Source organism: Gordonia sp. NPDC062954 (assembly GCF_044543825.1).
GTDB classification, from domain to species: Bacteria; Actinomycetota; Actinomycetes; order Mycobacteriales; family Mycobacteriaceae; genus Gordonia; species Gordonia tangerina.
The window spans coordinates 73,606-97,020 of sequence record NZ_JBITWL010000009.1 but is presented as its reverse complement, the minus strand read 5'-3'; the positions used below and the strand labels follow the sequence as shown (position 1 = coordinate 97,020).

The 23,415-nt window shown below is 67.5% G+C and carries 25 protein-coding genes and 1 pseudogene; 17 read left to right on the top strand and 9 right to left on the bottom strand.

Going from position 1 to position 23,415, the window contains the following annotated elements:
* Window positions 1–14: 14 nt before the first annotated feature.
* Both ACIGKQ_RS11265 and ACIGKQ_RS11260 read right to left on the bottom strand, forming a co-directional pair.
* Complete coding sequence (locus tag ACIGKQ_RS11265) at window positions 15–899, bottom strand: universal stress protein (RefSeq protein WP_266061603.1); 885 nt, start codon at window positions 897–899, stop codon at window positions 15–17.
* Window positions 896–2,350 carry an amino acid permease gene (locus ACIGKQ_RS11260; RefSeq protein ID WP_396573653.1) on the bottom strand — a complete coding sequence of 485 codons (1,455 nt, stop codon included), beginning with the start codon at window positions 2,348–2,350 and terminating at the stop codon, window positions 896–898. Before ACIGKQ_RS11260 ends, ACIGKQ_RS11265 begins: the two co-directional genes overlap by 4 nt.
* A 116-nt stretch (window positions 2,351–2,466) precedes the next feature.
* Between ACIGKQ_RS11260 and ACIGKQ_RS11255 the strand changes: the two genes are divergently transcribed.
* The 6 genes from ACIGKQ_RS11255 (at window position 2,467) to ACIGKQ_RS11230 (ending at window position 6,954) form a co-directional block, all read left to right on the top strand.
* Entirely contained in the window at window positions 2,467–3,114 is a 648-nt protein-coding gene (locus ACIGKQ_RS11255) for a hypothetical protein (protein WP_308191697.1), read from the top strand.
* Complete coding sequence (locus tag ACIGKQ_RS11250; protein WP_235723568.1) at window positions 3,111–3,671, top strand: hypothetical protein; 561 nt, start codon at window positions 3,111–3,113, stop codon at window positions 3,669–3,671. Before ACIGKQ_RS11255 ends, ACIGKQ_RS11250 begins: the two co-directional genes overlap by 4 nt.
* Complete coding sequence (locus tag ACIGKQ_RS11245; protein ID WP_235723569.1) at window positions 3,668–4,327, top strand: hypothetical protein; 660 nt, start codon at window positions 3,668–3,670, stop codon at window positions 4,325–4,327. The genes ACIGKQ_RS11250 and ACIGKQ_RS11245 overlap by 4 nt, the downstream gene beginning before the upstream one ends.
* Entirely contained in the window at window positions 4,324–4,893 is a 570-nt protein-coding gene (locus tag ACIGKQ_RS11240; RefSeq protein ID WP_396573650.1) for a hypothetical protein, read from the top strand. Before ACIGKQ_RS11245 ends, ACIGKQ_RS11240 begins: the two co-directional genes overlap by 4 nt.
* Window positions 4,894–4,997: 104 nt before the next feature.
* The gene (locus ACIGKQ_RS11235; protein WP_235723571.1) at window positions 4,998–6,212 is read left to right on the top strand and encodes an NAD(P)/FAD-dependent oxidoreductase; all 1,215 of its coding nucleotides are present in this window, start codon (window positions 4,998–5,000) and stop codon (window positions 6,210–6,212) included.
* Between the two features lie 28 nt (window positions 6,213–6,240).
* On the top strand, window positions 6,241–6,954 hold the full coding sequence (locus ACIGKQ_RS11230) for a DNA alkylation repair protein (protein WP_266061673.1): 714 nt from the start codon (window positions 6,241–6,243) through the stop codon (window positions 6,952–6,954).
* A 219-nt stretch (window positions 6,955–7,173) separates the two neighbouring features.
* Here the strand turns inward: ACIGKQ_RS11230 and ACIGKQ_RS11225 are convergent, their stop codons facing one another.
* From ACIGKQ_RS11225 to mftR, 3 genes are all read right to left on the bottom strand, one after another.
* On the bottom strand, window positions 7,174–7,542 hold the full coding sequence (locus tag ACIGKQ_RS11225) for a MauE/DoxX family redox-associated membrane protein (RefSeq protein WP_235723572.1): 369 nt from the start codon (window positions 7,540–7,542) through the stop codon (window positions 7,174–7,176).
* A 34-nt stretch (window positions 7,543–7,576) separates the two neighbouring features.
* Window positions 7,577–8,632: a 2Fe-2S iron-sulfur cluster-binding protein gene (locus ACIGKQ_RS11220; RefSeq protein WP_396573647.1), complete on the bottom strand. Its 1,056-nt coding sequence runs from the start codon at window positions 8,630–8,632 to the stop codon at window positions 7,577–7,579.
* 178 nt (window positions 8,633–8,810) lie between these two features.
* Complete coding sequence (mftR, locus tag ACIGKQ_RS11215; protein ID WP_235723574.1) at window positions 8,811–9,434, bottom strand: mycofactocin system transcriptional regulator; 624 nt, start codon at window positions 9,432–9,434, stop codon at window positions 8,811–8,813.
* Between the two features lie 110 nt (window positions 9,435–9,544).
* Between mftR and mftA the strand changes: the two genes are divergently transcribed.
* From mftA to ACIGKQ_RS11190, 5 genes are all read left to right on the top strand, one after another.
* Window positions 9,545–9,640 carry a mycofactocin precursor MftA gene (gene mftA, locus ACIGKQ_RS11210; protein ID WP_160900601.1) on the top strand — a complete coding sequence of 32 codons (96 nt, stop codon included), beginning with the start codon at window positions 9,545–9,547 and terminating at the stop codon, window positions 9,638–9,640.
* Complete coding sequence (gene mftB / locus ACIGKQ_RS11205; protein WP_266061599.1) at window positions 9,640–10,053, top strand: mycofactocin biosynthesis chaperone MftB; 414 nt, start codon at window positions 9,640–9,642, stop codon at window positions 10,051–10,053. The genes mftA and mftB overlap by 1 nt, the downstream gene beginning before the upstream one ends.
* A 74-nt stretch (window positions 10,054–10,127) precedes the next feature.
* Window positions 10,128–11,411 carry a mycofactocin radical SAM maturase gene (gene mftC, locus ACIGKQ_RS11200; RefSeq protein ID WP_266061598.1) on the top strand — a complete coding sequence of 428 codons (1,284 nt, stop codon included), beginning with the start codon at window positions 10,128–10,130 and terminating at the stop codon, window positions 11,409–11,411.
* A 23-nt stretch (window positions 11,412–11,434) separates the two neighbouring features.
* Window positions 11,435–12,634 carry a pre-mycofactocin synthase MftD gene (gene mftD / locus ACIGKQ_RS11195; protein ID WP_235723577.1) on the top strand — a complete coding sequence of 400 codons (1,200 nt, stop codon included), beginning with the start codon at window positions 11,435–11,437 and terminating at the stop codon, window positions 12,632–12,634.
* Between the two features lie 102 nt (window positions 12,635–12,736).
* Window positions 12,737–13,549 (top strand): mycofactocin-coupled SDR family oxidoreductase, encoded by an 813-nt coding sequence (locus tag ACIGKQ_RS11190; RefSeq protein ID WP_235723578.1) that lies wholly within the window; start codon window positions 12,737–12,739, stop codon window positions 13,547–13,549.
* 208 nt (window positions 13,550–13,757) lie between these two features.
* Here ACIGKQ_RS11190 and ACIGKQ_RS11185 read toward each other — a convergent pair whose 3' ends face one another.
* On the bottom strand, window positions 13,758–14,870 hold the full coding sequence (locus ACIGKQ_RS11185; RefSeq protein WP_235723579.1) for a CaiB/BaiF CoA-transferase family protein: 1,113 nt from the start codon (window positions 14,868–14,870) through the stop codon (window positions 13,758–13,760).
* 181 nt (window positions 14,871–15,051) lie between these two features.
* Between ACIGKQ_RS11185 and mftE the strand changes: the two genes are divergently transcribed.
* Genes mftE through ACIGKQ_RS11165 form a run of 4 tightly spaced genes read left to right on the top strand, consistent with a single transcriptional unit; the run spans window position 15,052 to window position 19,011 of the window.
* On the top strand, window positions 15,052–15,786 hold the full coding sequence (gene mftE / locus ACIGKQ_RS11180) for a mycofactocin biosynthesis peptidyl-dipeptidase MftE (protein WP_235723580.1): 735 nt from the start codon (window positions 15,052–15,054) through the stop codon (window positions 15,784–15,786).
* Window positions 15,783–17,219, top strand: coding sequence for a mycofactocin biosynthesis glycosyltransferase MftF (gene mftF, locus ACIGKQ_RS11175; protein ID WP_235723581.1), 1,437 nt, complete (start codon window positions 15,783–15,785; stop codon window positions 17,217–17,219). Before mftE ends, mftF begins: the two co-directional genes overlap by 4 nt.
* A gap of 2 nt (window positions 17,220–17,221) precedes the next feature.
* The gene (mftG, locus tag ACIGKQ_RS11170; RefSeq protein WP_396573642.1) at window positions 17,222–18,556 is read left to right on the top strand and encodes a mycofactocin system GMC family oxidoreductase MftG; all 1,335 of its coding nucleotides are present in this window, start codon (window positions 17,222–17,224) and stop codon (window positions 18,554–18,556) included.
* A 26-nt stretch (window positions 18,557–18,582) separates the two neighbouring features.
* Window positions 18,583–19,011 carry a PPOX class F420-dependent oxidoreductase gene (locus ACIGKQ_RS11165; RefSeq protein ID WP_287015686.1) on the top strand — a complete coding sequence of 143 codons (429 nt, stop codon included), beginning with the start codon at window positions 18,583–18,585 and terminating at the stop codon, window positions 19,009–19,011.
* A gap of 104 nt (window positions 19,012–19,115) precedes the next feature.
* Here the strand turns inward: ACIGKQ_RS11165 and ACIGKQ_RS11160 are convergent, their stop codons facing one another.
* Both ACIGKQ_RS11160 and ACIGKQ_RS11155 read right to left on the bottom strand, forming a co-directional pair.
* Window positions 19,116–19,763 (bottom strand): vitamin K epoxide reductase family protein, encoded by a 648-nt coding sequence (locus ACIGKQ_RS11160; protein ID WP_235723584.1) that lies wholly within the window; start codon window positions 19,761–19,763, stop codon window positions 19,116–19,118.
* 23 nt (window positions 19,764–19,786) lie between these two features.
* Window positions 19,787–20,512: a thioredoxin domain-containing protein gene (locus ACIGKQ_RS11155; RefSeq protein WP_235723585.1), complete on the bottom strand. Its 726-nt coding sequence runs from the start codon at window positions 20,510–20,512 to the stop codon at window positions 19,787–19,789.
* A gap of 129 nt (window positions 20,513–20,641) precedes the next feature.
* Between ACIGKQ_RS11155 and ACIGKQ_RS11150 the strand changes: the two genes are divergently transcribed.
* A complete protein-coding gene (locus ACIGKQ_RS11150) occupies window positions 20,642–21,322 on the top strand; it encodes a FadR/GntR family transcriptional regulator (protein WP_287015689.1) in 681 nt (226 codons plus the stop codon).
* A gap of 115 nt (window positions 21,323–21,437) precedes the next feature.
* A complete protein-coding gene (locus ACIGKQ_RS11145) occupies window positions 21,438–22,625 on the top strand; it encodes an MFS transporter (RefSeq protein WP_235723586.1) in 1,188 nt (395 codons plus the stop codon).
* Window positions 22,626–22,638: 13 nt separating this feature from the next.
* Here the strand turns inward: ACIGKQ_RS11145 and ACIGKQ_RS11140 are convergent.
* Window positions 22,639–23,307: pseudogene (locus ACIGKQ_RS11140) on the bottom strand (aspartate/glutamate racemase family protein); the annotation flags it as partial.
* Window positions 23,308–23,415: the final 108 nt, after the last annotated feature.

The window sequence follows — 23,415 nt, the reverse complement described above, 5'->3', positions numbered from 1 at the left end:
CGATCCGACGGGTATCAGCGTGGCAGGATCAGCACCGGTACCGGCGAGTGACGGATCAGTTTGCTGGCCCGTGATCCGAGGAACACCTGCGCGAGTACGCCGTCGCGGGCGCTGCCGAGGAACAGCACCTCGCCACCGATCCACTCGATCGAGTCGAACGCCTCCCGGTAGCCGCGGCCGGCGGCCACCACACAGTCGGTGCCGGGGGCGATCACGCCGTCATCGAGCAGCATCCGGTGTGACTCGGCGGATTGTGCCTGCCATTGGGAGAGCACGTCGTCCTCCGTGCTCAGGCCGACCAGCGGCGGGTACATCGCCCCGCCGCGCACCGCAAACGACACCACCCGCAGTGGCGCATCCATCCGATCGCAGAGGCCCCGGGCGCGGGCGATGACCGACCGCGATTCGGGTCCCGATCCGCTGATCGCCGCGGTGACCCGGGTGAGCAGGCCGTCCTTGGGCGACCGGTAACCGCGCGGACTGATGCCCACCGGTACCGGCGAGCGATGCATCAGCGTGTCGGCGGTCGAGCCGAGCACGATCTGACCCAGCTGACCGTCACCGGTCGAGCTGATCGCGATCGCATCGGCGTCGAGGGCGCGGGCGTGCTCGATGAGTGCCGATGCCACCGTTCGATGATCGAGTCGGGTGAAGCGCCAGCTCAGCTCGGGCGGATAGATGGTCATGTACTCGGCGACCTCCGCCTCCGCCGTGGCCGCGACTTCGTCGGTCCACGAGGCGAACTCGGCATCGACCTTCGCCATCGACGGCGTGGTCCAGGGCTTGGGGACGACCGTGGCCACCACGAGGTCGGTGTGCAACGATTCGGCGGCCATCGCGCCGAGTTGCAGCCCGCCCAGGCCGCCCTCGCCCTGGACGTAGCCCACCAGGATCGTCATGTGTGAGCCCCGTCCGAGTTCGGTGTCGTCGCGTTCAGCTTGCTGTGGCGGCGTCCCCACAGGGCGTAGAACAGCAGGGCCGCGGCGACCCACGCGCCGAAGGCGAAGGTGACCGGCGCCAGACCACTCAGAATCCACACACAGGCCGCCACCGACAGCACCGGCGTCACCGGGTAGCCGGGCACACGGAACGGTCGTGGCAGGTCGGTCATGGTGCGGCGCAGGATGATCACGCCGATCGACACCACGATGAATGCCGCCAGCGTGCCGACCGAGACCAGATCCCACAGCTTGTCGATCGGGACGAAGCCGCCGAGCACGGCGATCACCGCGCATACCACCACCGTGTTGTTCACCGGCACCATCGTTGTCGAACTGACCTTGGCGAAGGCGGATGGCAGCAGGCCATCTCGTCCCATCGCGAACAGAATGCGCGTCTGGCCGTAGATCACCACCAACGTCACCGAGAAGATGGAGATGACCGCACCCGCCGCGATGATGGTGCCGACCCAGGTGGAACCGGTTACCGAGTTGGCCAGCACCGACAGGCTGGCGCTGTCGTCGGGATCGAAATCGGTCCAGGCCTGTGCGCCGATCGACGCCACGGCGGTGAGCAGATAGATGCCGGTGACCACCAGGAGGGCGCCGATGATGGCCCGTGGCATGGCCTGCTGCGGGTTGCGCACCTCGTCGCCGGCCGTGGATACCGCGTCGAGGCCGATGAAGGTGAAGAAGATGACCGCGGCTGCCGACGTCACCCCGGCCATCCCCTCGGGCATGAACGGCGTGAAGTGGCTGGAGGTGAACGCGGTGAGGCAAACTGCCGCGAACAGCAGCAGCACACCGAGTTTGATCAACACCATCACCGTGTTGACGATCGCGGACTCGCTGGCGCCGCGAATGAGTAGCAGACCGCACAGGACGACGAGGATCACCGACGGCAGGTTCACGATTCCGGGATCATCGACGCCCCAGGGCGCGGCGTTGAGGGCATCGGGGATATGCCAGCCGAACAGGTTGTCGAGCAGATCGTTGAGATATTGACCCCAGCCGATCGAGGTGGCTGCCGCCGACACCCCGTACTCGAGCATCAGGCATGCGCCGATGCCGACCGCCACCACCTCGCCCAGGGTCGCGTACGCATAGGAATAGCTCGACCCGGACACCGGTACCGCCGAAGCCATCTCGGCGTAGCAGATCGCCGCGAGGCCGGCCGCGACCCCGGCAACCACGAACGCGATCAGCACCGCCGGGCCGGCTTTGCTGATGGCCTCGGGGACGACGATGAAGATGCCGGTGCCGACCGTCGCACCGACACCGAAGAGGGTCAGTTGGAACGTGCCGATACTACGTTTGAGGTGCGGATCGTCGGTCGCCTCCCCGGGCGCCCCGGCACCCCGCACAGGTTTGCGGCGGAATATCGTGGCGGTGATCGATTGTGGTCGCGTCATCGGCGCCTCCTCGCAGGTAATAGACGATTCTGCGCCGGATTCGCCGGACTCGCAGCCCGATGGCCAGACCGGGTCGCCCGAGCGCTGCCGATGCCGTCGCCGGTGGCGTGTCTAGGGTGGAGTCCGCCGACACCGGTGAACGGGTCGGCGGAAAGGGGTGTTGGATGGCCCGGGACGCGGCGATCGAGGCCGAGCGGGCTGCCCGCGGTGAGTTGCGACGGGCCGTCGAGGCGCTCGGCGAGGCCCAGGTGGCCGCGGGGATGCGACGCCGGTCCCGCGCTCCCCGATGGGTGGCGCTGGCAGCCGCTGTTGCGGTTGTCGCTGCAGTGGTTTCGACGGTGCTGTGGGTACGGGGCGCCGACGCTTACACCGACGCCGACTACCAGCGCGCCGCCGTCGACCGCGTGACAATGCTGCTGAGCCCCGATCATCGACGCCCCGAGCAGGTGCGCCGGATCATCGACGGCGCGACCGGCGAGTTCCGGGACCAGTTCGCGCAATCCGCGGACGCCTACTCCCGGTTCGTCGCCTCGCAGGGCACGGTGGCGCGTGGAATCGTCGACGGCTCAGGTGTGGCTCGGCGTTCGGGCGATCGGGCTGTTGTCCTCGTCGCGTCGACGGTGGTCTTCGCCGGGGGCGACGACCCCGATGCCGTCGGCGACCCCGATCCTGTCGACGAGACGGTGCGCCGGTTCCGGTTGCGGGTCCTCGTCGAACCGGCCGATGGCGAACTCAAACTCGCGGCGGTGCAGTACCTCCCATGACGACCCCACCCGAGAAGAGTGCTCACGCAACGGTGTCTGCCAGTGCCGGCCGCGGTCTGCGCGCTGCCCGCGGGGTGATCCCCGTGCGGCGCGCCGTCGCGTTCGGCGGGGTGATCGCTGTCGTCGCGACCGCACTCGTGGTCGCCGTGGGTGTGCAGTGGCGGGAGTCGGTGATCGACTCCGCCACCGACCGGGCCCGCACCGAGTTGCGTCGGTCCGCCGGCGAGATCGTCGCTCACGTGTTCTCGGTGACCACGGCATCGTGGCAGGCCGACCGGCATCGTGCGCGCGGTCTCGTCGGCGGTGAGTTCGCGCGGCGCTATGCCACCGAGTTGACCCGGCCACCGGCCGACGGCGCCGTGCGGGTCACCTGGCGCCCGGATGTCGTCGGCGTGGTCGATGCCGAACCGGACAGCGGTACCACCCTGATCCGGGCGTCCGTGGAAACCGTCGCGACCCCCGACGCCCCACCGATCACCGAGAAACGTTCAGTGCAGGCCCGGTTCGACCGGGTCGGGGACATCTGGCAGCTGACCGGGATGGAGGTGTTGTCATGACGTCGTCGGACTCTCGCGGCGCCGGCGCCCCGGATCATGCCCTCGACGCGTCAGAGCATGCCCTCGACGATGCCCGCCGGCGCGTCGAACAGGCGACCCGCGCGGCCCGGCGTGCCCGCATCGACGCCTCGGATGCGTTGCGTGCCCGGGCCCGACGTCGATCGGCGTGGTTCCGGGGCGTCATCGCGATCGCGGGTGCCGTGATCATCGTCGCGAGCGGGGTGCTCGTCGCGGTGGTCATGCACAACCATGCATCGGCCGAGCGGTCGGCGGCGGCAGACGCGGCGCTGGCGGCAGCCAGTTCCTCGGTCGCGTCGTTACTGACCGCCGATCCCGCCGATGCCGGCGGCTACGTGAATCGCGCCGTCGCCGTGACGACCGGCGACCAGCGCGATCGGATCGAGGCGGCCCGCGACTCATTGGTGGCCGAGGTGACCGCGCAGGCCGAGCCCAGTTCCGGGCGGGTGCTGTCGGCGGGGCTGATCACCGACCCCGACTCGGATGCCGAGGGTGCCGAGGCGGCGGCACTTGTCGTGGCCGAGGCCTCCGATCCGCAATTGATCGGCGCCCAGGGTGATGACACCCGCGTCACCATCGAGGTGACGATGATCCGAGCCGGCCAGGACTGGCTGATCAGCCGGGCGGTGCTGACATGACCGCCGGCGCAGCTCCCGGTCCGGCGCGGCGGCCTGGCGCGCACCTGGGCAGACGTGGACGTCGCCGCGTCATCGTTGCCACGGCGATCGCGTTCGTGGCCGTCGTGGTGACGGTGGTGGGTCTGATCGGTGCCGCGCGGTCGCGTCCGGTGCCCGACGACACGCAACGTACCGCTGTGCTCACGGCGACCGATGCGGCGGTGACCGCACTGTTGTCCTACACCCCGGACGAGACCGAGCGCGACCGGCACGAGGTCCTCGCACAGCTCACCGCGCCGATCGACGAGGCATACCGTGCGCAGGGCGTCGACGTGGTGTTACCTGGCGCGATCGAGGCCGGGATGACGTTGTCGGCGCAGGTGGTGGGTGCCGGGGTCGAGGAGTTCACCGCCGAACGCGCGTGGGTGCTGGTGTTCGTCGACCAGACGGTGAGTATCCCCGCAGCGACCGATACCGGTGATCGAGACGACGACCGTACCCCTACCGCTCGATGGGCCACTATGCGTAATGTCGAGGGGAATTGGCGTCTTGCCGACCTCGCAATGGTCGGCGACGTCACCCGGTGAGGAAGTGCATTTCGCGCACTTCCCGGTCGGCTTCGGAAAGGCCGGCACCCGCGCTGCCGCATGTCGCGACATCGCGGACAAGGACGTGTCAGGAGGAATTCGGGATGAGCGCATCATCGGCAGGTGTGGTTGTGGTGGGTGCGGGGCTCGGAGGTATCCGCGTGGCGGAGAGCCTGCGCAGCAACGAGTACACCGGACCCATCACGCTGATCGGCGAGGAAGCCCACCCGCCGTATGACCGTCCGCCGTTGTCGAAGTCCGTGCTGCTCGGTAAGGACGACCGGGTCGATCTGAAGCCGGCCGACTACTTCGGTGAGGCATCGGTGCAGCTGCGTGTCGGTGAACGCGTGTGTGCTATCTCGCCGGAGACCCGCACCGTGACCGTCGAACGGCTCGACGCGCCCACCGAGCGTGCGGAGGTCGCCTACGACTCACTCGTCTTGGCAACCGGACTGCGCCCGCGGTCGCTGCCGGGTACCGAGGGGGTGGCCGGTGTCCACGTGCTGCGCACCATCGACGACGCCCTCGCGCTGCGCAGCGAGATCGAGAATGCCTCGCGCGCAGTGATCGTCGGCGCCGGTTTCATCGGTTGCGAGGTCGCGGCCAGCCTCAACCAGCGCGGCCTGGCGGTGACGCTGGTCGAGCCCGCGCCGACGCCGTTGGCCGCTGCGCTGGGAACCGGGGTGGGGGAGTTGATCACCCGGATGCATCAGGCCAACGGGGTCGATGTCCGCGCCGGGGTCGGCGTCGACGAGGTGCGCTCGGCCGACGGTAAGGTCACCGGCGTGCGGCTCGCCGACGGCGACGAGGTGGCCGCCGACATCGTGGTGGTGGGTATCGGGTCGATCCCGGTGACCGATTACCTCGATGGTTCCGGGATCGAACTCGCGCCACGCGAATCCGGCGGCGGGATCGCCTGCGACGAGCACGGCCGCGCCTCCGCGCCGGACGTTTACGCGCTCGGCGACGTGGCGAACTGGCGCACAGAGACCGGCGGCACGCGCCGCGCGGAGCACTGGACGCACACGGTGGAGCAGGCCACCGTCGTCGCCCACCGGATCGCGCAGACCGACGCCATGATTCCGGCTGCGCCGCCGTACTTCTGGAGCGACCAGTACAACCTGAAGATCCAGGTGCTGGGTCGGCCCGAGGCCGGCGACGAACTCCATCTGGTCGACGACGACGGCACGAAGTTCCTGGCCTATTACAGCCGTGACGGCATCCTCACCGGCGTCGTCGGCGCGGGCAAGGTGGGTGCGGTGATGAAGACGCGGCCGAAACTGCTCACACCGACGCCGATCGCCGACGTGCTCGGCTGAGTTACCGGTGCCCCGACCGCACCCCGATATGGTCGAAGCCGTCGAACGCGCGATCGGCGACCTCGCCGACCCCCAGCGGGCGGTGTCCTCGGCGCGCTTCTTCAAAACCGGGCCGGGCGAGTACGGCGAAGGTGACCGGTTCGTCGGCGTGACCGTGCCGCAGCTACGCATGGTGGCCAAGAGGTTTCGTGGGGCCGGGGCCGACGTCGTATGGCGTCTGCTGGCCTCGGAAGTCCACGAACATCGCCTGACCGCCCTGTTCCTGCTGCGCGGCGAGTACGAACGTGCCGATGACGACACGGCGCGCCGGCGCTGGGTGGATCTCTACCTGCAAGCGTTGTCGGCCGGGCGTGTGAACAACTGGGATCTGGTCGATACCTCCGCCGATCCGGTGCTCGGTGCGTGGCTGGTGCGGACCGACGAATTCGGTCTGCTCGTGGAGTTGGCCGAACACGATGACCTGTGGACACGGCGGGCCGGTATCGTCGGCACCTTCGCCTTCCTGAAATGTGGTGTCGCGGATGCCACGCTCGCGGTGGTACCGGTGGTCATCGACGATCGCCGGGACCTGATCCAGAAGGCCACCGGCTGGATGTTGCGGGAGATGGGAAAGCGCGTCGACCGTGACCTGTTGACCGACTACCTCCACCAGCACGCCGCCGAGATGGGGCGTACCGCATTGAGTTACGCGACCGAACACCTCATGCCCGAGGAGCGTGCCCACTACCGCTCGTTGCGTTAGGGGTGTCGGGGGCCTGGTCTCGATACGCCTCGTCGCAGGCTCCTCGGCTACTCGACCAGCGGATCTGGCGTTACTGCCCGGCTGCGCGTAGCTCTCCTGCTGGTCGAGTAGCGACCAACGGAGTTCTCCTGCTGGTCGAGTAGCGACGAACGGAGTTCTCCTGCTGGTCGAGTAGCGACGAACGGAGTGAGGAGCGTATCGAGACCTGCCCGACCACCTCTACCGCGAACCGCGAAACACCTTGACCGCGGCCCAGATCATCGGGAACTGGAAAGGCAGACGCGCGATGGCGACCGCACGCATGGGCAGCGGCTTGTCCTTCCACAGACGCACCATGTTGAGATTGGCCGGGTAGACCGCCACGAACAGTGCGGCCGCGAGCGCAGCGCTGACCCGCCGGGTGCGCGGCGCCAGCAGACCGGCGCCGATCGCGACCTCCGCAACCCCGGACGCGTAGGTCAGCGTCCTCGGGTCCGCCGGGATCTCCTCGGGAATGATGTCGTCGAATGGTTTCGGCGCCACGAAATGCAGTGCGCCGATGGACAAGAGCATTCCGGCGAGCAGCCGGGCCAATCGGTCGGGACTCATCGTGTTCACCCTTCGTCGCGTGTGTGGCCGCCCGTCAGAACTCGATCTTGAGCGCATCCGACGTCGGGTGCGCCTGACAGCCAAGGATGTAGCCGTCGGCGATGTCCTCCGGATCGAGTGCGCCGGTGTTGTCCATCTCGACCGTACCCTCGGTGAGCGTGCAGGCACATGAACCACACTCGCCCTCCTGGCAGGAGTAGGGGGCGTCGAGTCCGGCGGCCAGCATGATGTCGACCAGTGAGCGCTTGCGCGGCCAGCGGAGATTGTGTGTCTCGCCGTCCAACTCGACCTCGACGGTGGCCGCCTCGGCGTCCTCGGCCTCGCTGACCTCCTCGAGCTCGACGTCGGCGAACGGATCTCCGGACAGCGAGTTGTACACCTCGGTGTGCACGTTGTGATGGCCGAAGCCCGCGCCTGCAAGCGCTTTGTGGACAGCATCCATGAACGGGCCGGGCCCGCACAAGTATGCGGTGTGGTCGGCGTAGGCGCGGAAAACCGTGGTCAGCGACCGGTCGTCGGGAAGTCCCTGCAGGGATTCGAGCCAGTGGATGAGCGTCAGCCGGTCGGCATGGGCACGCTGCAGGTCGCGTAGTTCGTCGGCGAAGATGACATCGTCGACGCTGCGGTTGGCGTAGAAAAACGTGATCGGTGCGGTGCCGGTGTGCAAGGCCGCCTTCAGAATCGACATCACCGGCGTGACACCGCTTCCGGCGGCGATCAACAGCAGCGGCGTGTCGAGGTCCTTGGGCGTGAACACCCCGGACGGTGGCAGCACCTCGATGTGCGTGCCGACCGCGAGGTTGTCGCACACCCAGTTCGAGCCGTAGCCATCCACCGTGCGCTTGACCGTCACCTTGGGCCGGCGATCGGTGACCGGTGACGACGCGAGTGAGTAACAGCGGGCCACCGACCCGGTGCGGTCGCTCGGGATACGCAGCGTCAGGAACTGGCCCGGCTTGTAGTCGGTGAAAGGGTCGCGATGGGTATCGGGCAGATCGAACACGATCGAGCGGGCCTCGGCGGTCTCGTCGATGACGTCCGCGACCGTGAGGATCACGCTGCGCGAGCCATGCGGTGTCAGCTCGGTCATCTCCCACCTCTCCACCGGCTCTGTGCCGGCGCCTCGTTCACCGGGCGGCGTCACGCACCGCGCCGTGGTCCAACGTCCAATGTGCCGTGGTCTCGTGCGCCATGCTCCTGGCATCGTCACCGCAGTTCAGGCGAAAATAAGAACACGTTCTAGTTTAGTCTAGCGTAAGGCTCGCCGATCATGACAGTGCACCGACGCCCTCTGCAAGCGTACGGCTGCCGGCGATGATCAGGGTCTCCAGATCCGCTCCGGGCTCGGCGAGCCACTGCTCGTAGGCGGCCAGCGCGATTCCCAGACACATCCAGGCGATGGTCTGCGGCAGATGATCGGCGTCGCGCAGGCCCAGTCGGTGCGCGCAGAACTCCGCGATGACCTGACGCCATTCGGCATACATCAGCATCGAATGCGCCTGCAGGGCGGGCACGCCGAGGAGCAGTGCCATCCGCCGTCGGTGGCCCGCCAACTCGGTTGATGGCACCCGGTTGAACGAGATGAGCGCTTGCTGCAGGGCGTCGGCGATCGGCTCGGTGGGCGGGATCTGGGCGAGCAACGTGCGCATCGCGGATAGGTGGGAATCGAAGTCGCCCCAGGCGATCGCGTTCTTGGACGGGTAATAGCGGAACAGGGTGCGGCGAGCGATGCCGACCGCTTCCGCGACATCGTCGACGCTGGTCTCCTCGAAGCCGCGGGTGCTGAACAGGTCGATCGCGATCGCGCTGATCTGGGCGCGCGAGGTGACCGGGCGCCGGCCGGGCTGGTTCGCCGAGGTGAGGGACGGTGGCGCTACGTCCGGTGGGCTCATCTTCACCTGTCCATCTGATCAGTTTTGCCGCAGGGGTGTTTTTCTGCACCGAGTGCCATTATAGTATCCGGTGATCCACATCACGACCAGAAGAAAGAGGAGGTTGGATCATGGCCGATCAGTCCGTTACGTCGGATCACGACGAACTCGTGGGTGAGTCGTTGGTCGAGGAAGTGTCGATCGACGGGATGTGCGGGGTCTACTGATGTCGATCACGACATCGAGTCCGGTGGCCGGCGGTCGCGTTGATGCGACCGCCGGGCCCGGCGCACCCCAGTCCGATGTACCCACCCAGTCCGAGGCAGCCACCCAGTCCGAAGCGCCCGGCACGTCCGAGCGCGCCACCCGCTTCGACGTCGACGCCGCGTGGCAGCTCAACCCGAAGGTGGCGTTGCGTCCTGAGCCGTTCGGCGCGCTGCTCTATCACTTCGGCACCCGCAAGCTGTCATTCCTCAAGAACCTCACGGTCGTCGGAATCGTGGGTTCGCTCGCCGATCATCCGACCGCCGGCGCCGCGCTCGACTATGCCGGTATCGACACCGCCGATCGGCCGCTGTACTTGCATGCGCTGCGCGCGCTCGCCGATTCGGGGATGATCGCGCGTCGTCCCGTGGCCTGACGCCCGATGATGCTCGACCTGCAGACGCCCGACCCCGCACCCGCCAGACTCGCCACGCCCCCAGGAGTCCAACGATGACAACACTCGAAATGCCGCCCACCACAACCGCCTCGGCCGCCGTGTCAGCGGCGAGTAGCCCGTCGAAGGTGGGTCGGCTCGTCGATCAGTTCGAGAAGGGGCTTGATGCCCCGATCTGTTTGACGTGGGAATTGACCTATGCCTGCAATCTCGCCTGTGTGCACTGCCTGTCGTCGTCGGGTAAACGTGATCCGCGGGAGTTGTCGACTGAACAGTGCAAGGCGATCATCGATGAGCTGCAGCGGATGCAGGTCTTCTACGTCAACATCGGTGGTGGTGAGCCGACCGTACGACCGGATTTCTGGGAGCTGGTCGATTACGCGACCAGCCATCAGGTGGGGGTGAAGTTCTCCACCAATGGTTTACGGATCGACAAGCAGGTCGCGGCGCGGTTGGCAGCGTCGGACTATGTGGATGTGCAGATCTCGCTGGACGGCGCGACCGCCGAGGTCAACGACGCGGTTCGTGGTCCGGGGTCGTTCGACATGGCGGTGCGTGCGTTGGAGAACCTGCACGAGGCGGGCTTCGCCGACGCCAAGATCAGCGTGGTGATGACGCGGGAGAACGTCGCGCAGCTCGACGAGTTCAAGGCGCTCGCCGATCGCTACGGCGCCACTTTGCGCATCACCCGTTTGCGTCCGTCGGGGCGTGGTGCCGACGTATGGGACGATCTGCATCCGTTGCCCGAGCAGCAGCTCGAGCTGTACAACTGGCTTGTCGCACATGGCGACAACGTGTTGACCGGTGACTCGTTCTTCCACCTGTCGGCCTTCGGCGGCGGTGACGGTGGTGGCGCGTTGCCGGGGTTGAACCTGTGTGGTGCCGGTCGGGTGGTGTGTCTGATCGATCCGGTTGGTGATGTGTATGCGTGTCCGTTCGCGATCCACGAGAACTTCCTGGCCGGCAACATCACCACCGACGGTGGCTTCCAGCAGATCTGGCAGAATTCGGATCTGTTCCTCGAACTGCGTGAGCCGCAGAATGCAGGTGCGTGCACCAAGTGCGCTCACTTCGACGCGTGTCGTGGGGGCTGCATGGCCGCCAAGTTCTTCACCGGCCTGCCGCTGGCTGGGCCCGACCCGGAATGTGTGCAGGGTTACGGCGAGCAGTTGCTGGCCGGTGACCGTACCAAACCGACTGCCAACAAAGATCATTCGCGCGGCACCCCGTTGACGCTGATGACGCGGCGTCCCGACGGGGACCTGCTACCGGTGGGTGCCCCACCGTCGAAGAGTTGCGATGAGAATCCGCTGGCGGGGTTCACCCCCGACAGTCTGTAGCTGAAGAAGAGATAGGTAAGGACATGCCGAAGAATCCGTGGGCCCGAAATCCCTGGTTCGAAACCGTGCACGAGGCGCAACGGCGCGCCAAGAAGCGTCTGCCCAAGTCGGTGTACTCCTCGCTGGTCGCCGGTACCCAGGCGGGTATCACCGTCAACGACAACACGGCCGCGTTCAACGAACTCGGGTTTGCGCCGCACGTGGTGGGCACCCAGCCCGATCGGGAACTGTCGACCACCGTGATGGGCCAGGAGATCTCGTTCCCGGTGATGATCAGCCCGACCGGTGTGCAGGCGGTGGATCCCGACGGCGAAGTGGCCGTGGCCCGGGCTGCCGCAGCTCGTGGCACCGCGATGGGGTTGTCGAGCTTTGCATCCCATCCAGTGGAAGAGGTGGCCGCGGCCAACGACAAGTTCTTCTTCCAGATCTACTGGCTGGGGTCGCGCGAGGAGATCCTGGCCCGGGCCGAGCGTGCGAAGGCGGCCGGCGCCAAGGGGCTCATCGTCACCACCGACTGGGTGTTCAACGTCGGCCGTGACTGGGGCAGCCCGGAGATCCCGGAGAAGGTCGACTTCGCGGCACTGCTCAAACTCGCGCCGGAGATCGCGGTCAAACCGCGCTACGCCCTGGACTGGGTCAAGGGCGGCACGATCAACATTCCCGATCTGACCGCGCCCAACCTCACCCCGCCCGGTGAACCGGGTCCCACGTTCTTCGGCGCCTACGGTCAGTGGATGAACACCCCGCCGCCGACCTGGGAAGATCTCAAGTGGCTGCGTGAGCAGTGGGATGGGCCGTTCATGGTCAAGGGCATCACCCGCCTCGACGACGCCAAGCGGGCCGTCGACATCGGCGCCTCGGCCATCTCGGTGTCCAACCACGGTGGCAACAACCTCGATGGCACCCCGGCCACCATCCGGGTGCTGGGCCCGATCGCCGACGCCGTCGGCCATGACATCGAGGTGCTCCTCGACGGTGGCATCCGACGCGGTAGTGACGTCACCAAGGCACTGGCCCTCGGCGCTCGTGCGGTGATGATCGGTCGCGCCTACCTGTGGGGCCTGGCCGCCAACGGCCAAGCCGGCGTGGAGAATGTACTCGACCTGCTCCGCATGGGCCTGGACTCCAGCCTGATGGGACTGGGACGCAAAAGCATTCACGAACTCTCCCGCGACGACCTCGTCATACCTGAAGACTTCGAACGCTCCTTCGGCCACGTGTGAGGCGCCGTCGCCGTTCACCCACCACAAAGTAGAACGTGTTACAGTTTTTCGACACCGTTCACCTGTGGTGGGTGACGCGACGAGAGAACGAGGGCTCATCGGATGGGGCAGTTCGACGGCAAGGTCGTCTACATCACCGGAATGGCGCGCGGGCAGGGGCGCAACCACGCGCTGCGCTTCGCGCGCGAGGGGGCCGCGATCATCGGTATGGACATCGCCGGTCCGGTCGCCGACCACACCACTTATCCGGCCGCGACGGCCGAGGACTTCGGTGACACCGTCCGCCTTGTCGAGGAGGCCGGCGGAAAAATCCTTGCCCGCCAAGGTGATACCCGCGACTTGGCGTTCCAGGAACAACTGGTCGCCGATGGCGTCGAACAATTCGGGCGTCTCGACATCGTGGTGGCCAACGCCGGCCTACTCACCTGGGGCAAGGTCTGGGAGCTGAGCGAAGAGCAGTTCACCGACGTCGTCGACATCAACCTGGTCGGGACCTGGAAAACCCTGCGCGCCTCGATCCCCGCCATGCTCGACGCCGGCAACGGCGGGTCGATCGTGGTGATCAGCTCGTCGGCCGGCCTCAAAGCGATGCCGCTGCAGGCCTCCTACTCGGCGTCGAAGTTCGGTCTCCGTGGCCTCACCCAGACTGCTGCCAAGGAACTCGGCCACTATCGCATCCGGGTCAACAGCGTGCATCCCTATGCCGTCGACACCCCCATGGGCGTGGCCGACACCGAGGCCCACCGGATTTTCGGTATCGGATGGGTCGCACCACATCTGAGCTCGATGATGAACCATCACCCGGTGGCCTCGCTCGACGAGATCTCCGACGCGGTGCTCTACCTGGCCTCCGACGGCGCCAAGGCGATCACCGGGTCCGAGTTCTCGATCGACATGGGAGCCACAAAGGTCTGACGGCTTCCCGCGCCGACAGAACCTGGTTTCGCGCCGACGGAACCCGGTTTCGCGCCGACAGAACCCCAGAATTCGCCGAGAGCATCCGCGGAGTGTGCGGATGCTCTCGGTCAGACGCCGGGGCGGATGCTCTCGACGAATTCTGGGGTTCTGTCGGCTGCCGTGCTGGGCGCGTTCGGGGAGCCGGGTGCGGGTGGGGGTGCGGTTCCTAGTCTTGCCAGAGGGTGGCGGGATCGGTGGCCTCGCGGTCCGGGGCGGTCGGCGTCTGCGTCGACGTACGGGAGAACCGGGGCGCCACCTGTGCTTGGGTCACGCCGTCGATCTCCACCAGGTTGGCGCGAGCGGCCATATGCGGATCCGACGGCGCCTCGGCGAAGTCGAGGACCGGTGAGGTGCAGGCGTCGGTGCCCTCGAACACCTTGGTCCATTCGTCGCGGGTGCGGGATTTGAACGTTTCGGTGAAGATCCGTTCCAGCTCCGGCCACTTCGCGATGTCGTTCTGCGCGGGCAGATCTGCGTCGGCGAGGCCCAGGCCGGAGATGAGTTCGGCATAGAACTGCGGCTCGATCGCGCCGACGGCCATGTACTTGCCGTCCGACGTCTCGTACACCTCGTAGTAGGGGGCGCCTGTGTCGAGCATGTTCACCCCGCGCTCGTCGCTCCACAGGCCGGTGCCGCGGAAGGCCCACATCATCTGTCCGAGTACCGAGGCGCCGTCGACCATCGCCGCGTCGACGACCTGCCCCTGACCGGAGATCCCGCGCTCCAGCAGGGCGGCGAGTACGCCGACGACCAGGAACATCGAACCACCGCCGAAGTCGCCCGCCAGGTTCAGTGGCGGCACCGGCCGATCTTCCTTGCGGCCGATGGCATGCAACATGCCGGTCAGCGAGATGTAGTTGATGTCGTGGCCGGCGCGGTCGGCACGAGGCCCTTCCTGCCCCCAACCGGTCATTCGGCCGTAGACGAGGCCGGGATTGATCTCCGCCAGATCGTCGGGCCCGAACCCGAGTCGTTCCATGACGCCCGGGCGGAAACCCTCGAGGATCACGTCAGCCTTGGCTACCAATCCGAGGATGGTGTCGCGGTCGGCGGGGTCCTTCAGGTTCGCCTCCACGACCCGGCGTCCACGCAGCAGTGCGTCGGCTTTGCGGTCCGGCGCCGGCAGCGAACCGGGCCGCTGCACCCGCACCACGTCGGCACCCAGGTCGGCCAACAGCATCGCCGCGTGTGGTCCCGGCCCGATCCCGGCGAATTCGATCACCCGGATTGCGCTGAGGGGTCCGCTCTTTCCGCTGCTGCGCGGTGTCGTCGACGTCATGGTGTCCTCCCGATCAGTACCCGCCCCATGTGTCGGGTCTCACGCTTTTCCGGTCCAGCATCCCACAACCGATCGAGCGCTCGGACAGGCGGTCCATCCGATCGGATGGATGTGGGATTTCTATCGAACAAATGCGCCGACCCGGTTAACAGTGGCGCACCGCATCGCTAGAGTTGAACGAATGGAGCGTCGGGCCGCATTGGGACAGCTGTCGTGGCCCGAATTGTCAGACTGCACGGTCACCCTCCTGGTCCCGCTGGGTGCGACCGAACAACACGGGCCGCACCTGCCCCTGGACACCGACACCCGGATCGCCCAGGCGGTCGCCGAGCGGGTGGCGGAGGGCGGGCATCGGGATGCCGGACCCTCGGGCGATGCGGCGTCGGTGCTGACGGCTCCGGCACTGAACTACGGCGCCAGCGGAGAGCACGAGGGTTTTCCCGGCACCATCTCGCTCGGTCATGCCGCGTTGGAGTTGCTGTTGGTGGAGTACGGACGAAGCGCCTGTCGCTGGGCCGATCGCCTGCTGTTCGTCAACGGACACGGCGGCAACGCGAACACTCTCGCGACGGCCGTGCGTCGACTGCGCTACGAGGGGCGTGACGCTGCCTGGTTCCCCTGCGCTTTTCCCGAAGCCGACGCCCACGCCGGACACACCGAAACATCGGTGTTGCTGCACTTTTCGCCGTCAGAGGTCTGCGCGACCGCGGCGCAGGCGGGCAACACGGCCCCGGTGGCGACACTGCTGCCGGCCATGCGCACCGGTGGGGTGGCCGCGGTCAGCGCCAACGGCGTACTCGGCGACCCGACCGGAGCCAACGGCGAGCACGGGGCCCGGTTGCTCGACGAACTCGTGGCACGGCTCGATTCGGCGTTGGCCGACTGGCACGTTGACGAGAGCGGGCGGCTCGGATGACCGCACTCGACCGGCCGCCCGAGGCCGTGGCCACCGTCGACCACGCGCTGCCCGACGGGTTCCAGGTGCAGATCGACATGCGCTGCGCGCGTCGGCGTGACCTGCGGTTCCTTGTCGGGGGTTCCCCGACCCGCATGCTGCGGCTGACCGACACCGCACTCGGCATGACCTCTGCCGACGGCCGTATCGAGGTATGTGACCCGGCCACGCGACGCCTCGCGCGGCGCTTGCTCGACAGCGGAATCGCCAACCCCCGGCCCATGTTCGGGCCTTCGCCCGACGACGTCACGATCGTGGTGCCGGTTCGTGACAATCAAGCGGGCGTGGACCGACTGCTGCGCTCGGTCGACGGCGTCAAGGTGATCGTCGTCGACGACGGGTCGCGCACGCCGATCCGGGTCGACGGGCCTGACGTCGAGCTCATCCGGTTCGACGGCAATCGTGGCCCGTCGTCGGCGCGCAATGCCGGTGCAGCGGCCGCCACCACAGACTTCGTCGCCTTCCTCGACTCCGACGTCGTCCCGACCGCCGATTGGCTGACCATGCTGCTCGGGCACTTCTCGGACCCGTCGGTCGCCATCGTCGCCCCGCGCATCGTCGGCCTCTCCCGCGCCGCGCGCGAGGCATCGAAGGTCGAGCGATATGAGAACGGACATTCTTCGCTCGACATGGGCCCCGAAGAGTGCTCGGTGGTGCCCGGCAGCCGGGTCCCGTATGTGCCGAGCGCGGCGATGGTGGTGCGCCGCAAAGCTTTCTGTCAGTTCGACGAGTCGCTGCGGGTGGCCGAGGACGTGGACCTGTGCTGGCGCACCCACAAGGCCGGCTGGCGAGTTCGGTACGACCCGGTCGCGCGGGTGGCCCACGATCACCGCTCGGATGTCCGGTCGGTGCTCGGGCGTCGTCGTTACTACGGGACCGGCGCGGCGCACCTGGCCGACCGTCACGGTGGGTTCGCCGCACCGGTGGTGATGTCGATCCCCATGGCGGTGGCCGTCGGCGCATTGCTCACCCGCACTCGAATCGGGCTGGCCATCGCGATGATCATCGTCGTATACACGGGTGCGCGGCTGCGGCGACGCCTCGGCGAGCTGCCGGACGCGCCGTTGGTTGCCACGCAGATGACGGGCCGAGCCGTGGGGTTCGGCCTGCTGCAGGCGGCGGGTGCGATCTGCCGGCACTACTGGCCCGTCGCGGTCCTGCTGGCGTTGTTCTCCGCACGCTTCCGGCGGCTCGCTGTGGAGGTCGCGCTGGTCGAGGGGGTCGTGTCATGGGCGCGTGAGGTCGTCGCGGACCCGGCGTCGGGTCCAGCCCTGGGGCCGCTCTGGTACACCGTGTTTCGGCGACTCGACGATCTGGCCTACGGAGCCGGGTTGTGGCAGGGTGCCATCGCGCAGCGCGACCTCGGGGCGCTGCGGCCGGTGTTGACCACATAAAGGTGACGACGCGACGACTTCCGACGACCGCCGACGTGGTGGTGGTGGGTGCGGGCAGTGCCGGATGCGTCATCGCAGAGCGGCTCTCGCGTGACCCCGGGCGCGCCGTCGTCGTGCTCGAGCGCGGACCGCGTGACTGGCCGCCCCCGGCCGTTCGCGATCTACAGGTGTTGCCGATCGAGCACGGCGCCGGCTTCGCCCGGGGCCACACCGAGGCCACGGGACTCCCGGTGGTGCGGGGCAGCGCGCTCGGTGGGTCGTCGGCTGTCAACGGGGGGTACTTCCTGCGCTGGCATCGCGATGACTTCGATGACTGGCCGGCGCAATGGTCACCAGAGGCGATCGCACACGCCTATGACGAACTCGACGCACCGGACGGCACCATGGGAGTGACTGCCTTCGCAGATGACGAACTCGTCGATGTGGTGCGTCTTTTCGAGTCTTACTGGGCCCAGGCCATGCCGGTGCGTGCCACCGCGGATCCGTGGCCCATCGTCGGCGTGAATCGTGTGCGGTCCAACCGGGAGGGGCCGCTGCGGCGCACGTCGGCCGAAGCGTATCTCCGGCCCGCGATCGACCGACCCAACCTGACGGTGATCACCGATGCAGAGGTGGCGGAAGTGATGGTGGCCGGCCGTCGGGTCACCGGGGTGCGCGTGGGTGCCGACCGGATGTCGGTCGGTGAGGTCGTGCTGAGCGCGGGCACGCTCGGTACCGCCGGGATCCTGCTCCGCTCCGGACTGGGGGGCCTCATCGGGTCCGGCGGCACGCTGCCGCTCCACGAACATCGGGAGGTGCTGGTGCACTACCGGCGCCACGTGGACCCTCAGGTGATGCCGACGGCGTTGCTGCAGTCGGTGGTCCACACCACCGACGACGTGGAGATCCGTTGTTACAGCACCGATATGGCGAGATTCGTGAAAGGTGTGGAACCGGTCGGCCCGGCCGTGGGGGTGGCGGGGATGCGACCTGGGTCCCGCGGCGCGGTTCGGGTCGGCGACACCGGACTCCTCGTCGACCTCGGCACGGTCGATCCAGACAGTGCGCGCCGGATGGCGCTCGGCGCCGAGTCGGTGCGAGATATGTTGAACTCGTCGACATTCGGCGGCGTCGTCGAACCGGGGTCGATCGTCGTCGACCCAGTGGTGCGGACCTCCCAGCACGCCTGGGGGAGCCTTCCGATGGGAGTACGGACCGATGACCTCGGAGGGCTCGACGGACTCACCGGCCTTCGGGTCGTGGACGGCTCCATCCTGCCGGCCGCCGGACGCAGCGGACCGCACGCGACGATCATGATGATCGCCGTGCGAATCGGCGACGTGTTGGCGGCGCGCTGAAACCGCCCGATGCGTAGGCTGGCGCCATGACCGCGTCACTGAATGACCCCGAGATCCGTGAGTTCCTCACCGCCGGCACCCGGACGGGGCACCTCGGATGGGTGGCCGGTGACGGAAGGCCGCTGGCGGCGCCCGTGTGGTTTGTGCTCGACGGTGACCGGATCGCGTTCAACACCGGTGCCACGACCGCGAAAGCGCGTGCGATGAGCCGAGATCCGCGTGTGGTGTTGACGGTCGACCTGCCTGGTCCGCCGTATGCCTTCGTGCAGATCCAGGGCCTGGCGGTCACCGGCGACGACCTACCGGAAGTGCGTCGGATCGCGACCGAATGCGGCCGTCGGTACATGGGAGCCGATCGCGCCGAGGAGTTCGGCGCACGCAACGGTGTGCCGGGCGAACTCGTCGTGTGGGTCGAGCCGACGAAGATCGTCGCCGCGCTTGATGTATCGGCCTGACTCCGACTCGCTCCGCCAATGGCGCCCAGTCAACGGGAAGCGGCGCCCAGTCAACGGTAAACGGCGCCCAGTCAACGGGAAGGGGCTGCGGTGGATCTGGGAGGTCAGATCAAGGTCGACCAGTAGTCCCAGAACTCCACGCCGATGGCGACGATCACGACCGCGTACCAGACGGGCAGCAACACCCACAGCCATGAACGGATCTCGCGTCCGACGCGCGACGATCCGAACACTCGACCGGCGCTGAGCGCCAGGATCAACGGTGTCACGGTCCACACCACCATGCAGTACGGGCACAAGGCGTGGATGCGATACAGACTCTGGAAGACGAGCCAGTTGATCATCACGAACCCGGCGAGGGTGCCCAGGGTCTGACCGAGCCAATACCACCGGGGCAGTTGAACTCCCGCGGTCGCAAGGGCACCGGTCACCACGATGACCGAGAAGGCCGCGATGCCGATCAGTGGGTTCGGGAAGCCGAAGATGGCTGCCTGATCGGTCACCATGACCGAGCCGCATGAGAGCACCGGGTTGATGCTGCAGCTCGGTGTGTACGACGGATCGATGGCCAGTTCGAAGCGCTCGATCGTCAACGTGGCGGACGCGATCAGGCCGATCACGCCTGCAACGAGCACGATCACCCCGATCACTCGTGATGTCGGCATCAGGGTCGTCCACCCGCGGACTGCGGCGTCGTCTGCGTCGTCGGGAGGTGTGGGTGTGCCGCCGTACTGGTCGGTGGTCTCGGTCATGATGCGGTGTTCTCCGGGATGATTCAGTTCGTGGCCGCGAGAACTGCGTCGCGTAACGCCTCCGGCGTCGACAGCTGCACGTCTTCACCGTTGAGCCGAACGGTCGGGGTGGCGGTGACGGCGGCTTGCTGGGTGGTGTCGGCGACCCAGTCGGCGAACTGCTGGTCGTCGATGCACTGCCGGACGTTGTTCGCTCCGGCCTGGGTGGCGAGATTGTTCAGCTGGTCGTCGGACAGGCCGGCGCCGCCCTCACTGGGCTGCTGGGCATACAGCGTGTTGTGGAACTGCAACCAGGTCGTGAAATCGCCGTTCGTCGCGGTCGACTCTGCGACACACGCCGATGCGTTCGCCGCGCGTGTGGAGTAGTCGGTGGTCGACATCCGGTCGAGGATCGCGATCGGCATGTAGTCCACGGCGACCTGTGGGTTGTTGCGCAACTCCTCGAGGACCGGCCCGAATTGCTCTTCGAGCTGGCGGCACGCAGGGCACTGGAAATCCTCGGCGATGGTCAACACGGCGGGCGGCGTGCTGCCCGCCGGGGCGGTGGTGATCCGGAAGGCGTTGTTGTCGGTGGCGACGGTGACCTCCGATGAGCTGCCGGTGCTCGACTCGTTGGACAGCACGGCCCACAATCCGATGCCCACGGCGATGGCGATCAACACAACCGCTGCGCCGATCTTGAGGAGCGTTGATCGGCGCTTCTCCGCCTGGCGGGGATCGACGATGACCTTCTTCGAGTTCTGGGCCATGGGGTACTGATGCCTCTGCTTCGTGGGTTGGACGGATGCGTGGTCGGGGTCTTCCCCCGAACAGGCTACTTGGTTCGACCGGAGGGCCGAATCAAGGTGGAACAAACATGGGATGTTAGGTTGTTTGCCGTGTCCGATGTCATCCCGCCACCGCCCCGAACCAGCGAACTCGTGGTGGTCCGGATGCAGGAGCTGATCCGGAGTGGGCAGTGGCCGGTCGGGGAGCGGATCCCGGCCGAGCCGGAACTCGTGGAGCAATTCGCGGTGGGCCGGAACTCGATCCGCGAGGCCGTGCGGGCGCTCGAGCATTCCGGGATGTTGGTGCCCCGACGGGGCGACGGCACCTATGTGCGCAGTGCCAACATGCTCACCGCGGCCATCGCGCGGTGCGTGCCCGAGCGGGCACAGCTGGAGTTGTTGGGCGCGCGGCAGGCGATCGAGGCGGAAGCGGCCGCCGAGGCGGCTGCTGTCGCGGATGCAGGATGTGTTGCCGATCTGTATGCCTGTCTGGCGCGTGCGGAACGCACCCTCGCCAGTGGCGACATGGCGGCATATACCCAGGCTGACATAGCCTTTCACGTCGCAGTCGTGAACGCGTCGGGCAATGGTCTGCTCATCGAACTCTACGGCGGCATCATCGAGGTGATGGCGCACATGCACCAGCAGGTCGTCGACGCGACGATCGCCGACGGGGTGCATCCTCCCGGGCATCGGGCGCTGGTGGATGCGGTTGCGGCCGGGGACGCCGCCGCGGCGCGTGCCGCCGTGCATTCCTACCTCGACCACGCGCGTCGCGGGCTGTCGGCATGATCGACCCCGCGCGGCCACCGCCCCGAGAAGTAGTTCTTCTGCAACCGCGCAGCCACCCCACAACCGCGCAAGTCGCGGCGGACGCAGGGCCGAAGCGAGTATGCGGTTGCCGCGGATGAAACCTGCGGTCCGCCCATCGGTGAACGGACGGTCGCTGAGTGCGGTGGTCGCCGCGATCGGCATCATGCTCGTCGCGGCGAATCTTCGTCCGCCGGTGGTCTCGGTGGCCCCGCTGATCGACGACATCATGCGTGATCTCGGTTTCAGCAGCGCCACCGCGGGTCTGCTGACCACGCTGCCGGTGCTGTTCTTCGGCCTCAGCGCGCCGTTTGCCCCACGGGTGGCCGCCCGGTTCGGCATCGAACGGACGGTGTTCGGCGCCCTGGTGCTGTTGATCGGCGGAATGGGGCTGCGGTTCGTTTCGAACGTGATGTGTCTGCTCGCGGGTTCGGCGGTGATCGGCGCGGCGATCGGCGTCTGCAACGTCGTCTTGCCGGCCTTGATCAAACGGGATTTCGCGCACCGATCGGGTCTGATGACCGGGCTGTACTCGATGACACTGTCCGGTGGTGCTGCGGTCGCCGCCGGCCTGACCGTGCCCATCGACACCCGTTTGGATGGCAATTGGCAACTGACACTGACGTGTTGGACGTTGCTGGTACTCCTGGCGCTGATCGTCTGGTTGCCTCAGCTGGGGCAGGTACATCGTGTCGTGGTCGCCGGCACATCGCGACAGCTGCTGCGCAACCGGATCGCCTGGGCGATCACGGTGTTCATGGGCGCCCAATCGTTGGTCTTCTACACGTTCACCGCGTGGCTGCCGCAGTTCCTTATCGACCAGGGACGCAGCACCGCCGAGGCAGGCACGATTCTCGCGCTGGGGCAGGTCGTGGCATTACTGGCGTCGCTGCTGGTCCCGATCGTCGCCGGTCGCCGCGCCGATCAACGACTGGTGACGTTACTCGTGGTGGCGGTGTGCGCGATCGGTTTCGTGGGCCTGTTGTGCACCGATCACCTCACCACTGTGTGGGTCATGCTCGTCATGTCCGGTCCGGGGGCGTCGATCAGCCTGGCATTGCTGTTCATGGTGGTGCGTAGTCCATCGACCGCGGTCACCGGCCAGGTGTCTGGGATGGCCCAGTCGATCGGGTATGTCGTGGCCGCCGCGGGGCCGTTCCTGATCGGTGCGCTGCACGATGTAACCGGCTCGTGGACCATCGCGATGGCGGTGTTGGCGATGGCTTTGGTGCCACAGGCGTTGTCGGCACTCACCGCGGCTCGCGACGTCACGATGCGGGTGTGAGTGCTCAATTGGCTCAGCTGATCTCGAAGTCTTGCAAAGCGCCCGAGTAGCGCTTGCGCGGCGGTGCCCGGAACTCGCCCGAAGCCGTTCCGGTACGTCCGCCCATCGCGGCCAGCGCGGCGAGCATCCCCACGCCGGCGGCGACGCCGTCGATGACGGGCGCATCGATGGCGGCGCCGATCCGCTGGGCGAGGTCGGCCATCCCGGCGCAGCCGAGGACGATGGCGTCCGACCCGTCGGTGCGCAGCGCCTCGCTGCAGGCCTTCTCCAGGATGTCCGCGGTGGCCGGGTTGGTCTCCAGTTCCAGGACCGGGATGTCACAGGCGTGTACACCGCCGCACTGGCCGGCGAATCCGTAATGCGCCACCAGGTCGACGGCCCGGCCGATGGTGCGGTCGAGAGTGGTGACGATAGAGAATGTCCGTCCCAGCGGGGCGGCGAGATGCATTGCTGCCTCTGCGATCCCGAGAACCGGGGCGTCGGCCACTTCCCGGGCGGCGTCGAGGCCGGGATCGCCGAAGCAGGCGACGAGGTAGCCGTCGGCGCCGGGGTTGTCGGCGATGGCCCGCAGCAGGCCGGGCACCGCAAGCGCTTCGTCGTAGTGACTTTCGATCGACTCCGGCCCCATGGTGGAGGTGACGGCGACGATCTCGCAGTCGGGTCGCGCGACCGACCGCGCCGCGGGGGGGGGGGGGGGGGGGGGGGGGCGGGCCGGGCGGGGGGGGGGGGGGGCGCGTCTGGCGCGGCCAGTTCTGCGGCTGTCAGTTCCAGCCCGGCCGCGCCAGCGTGC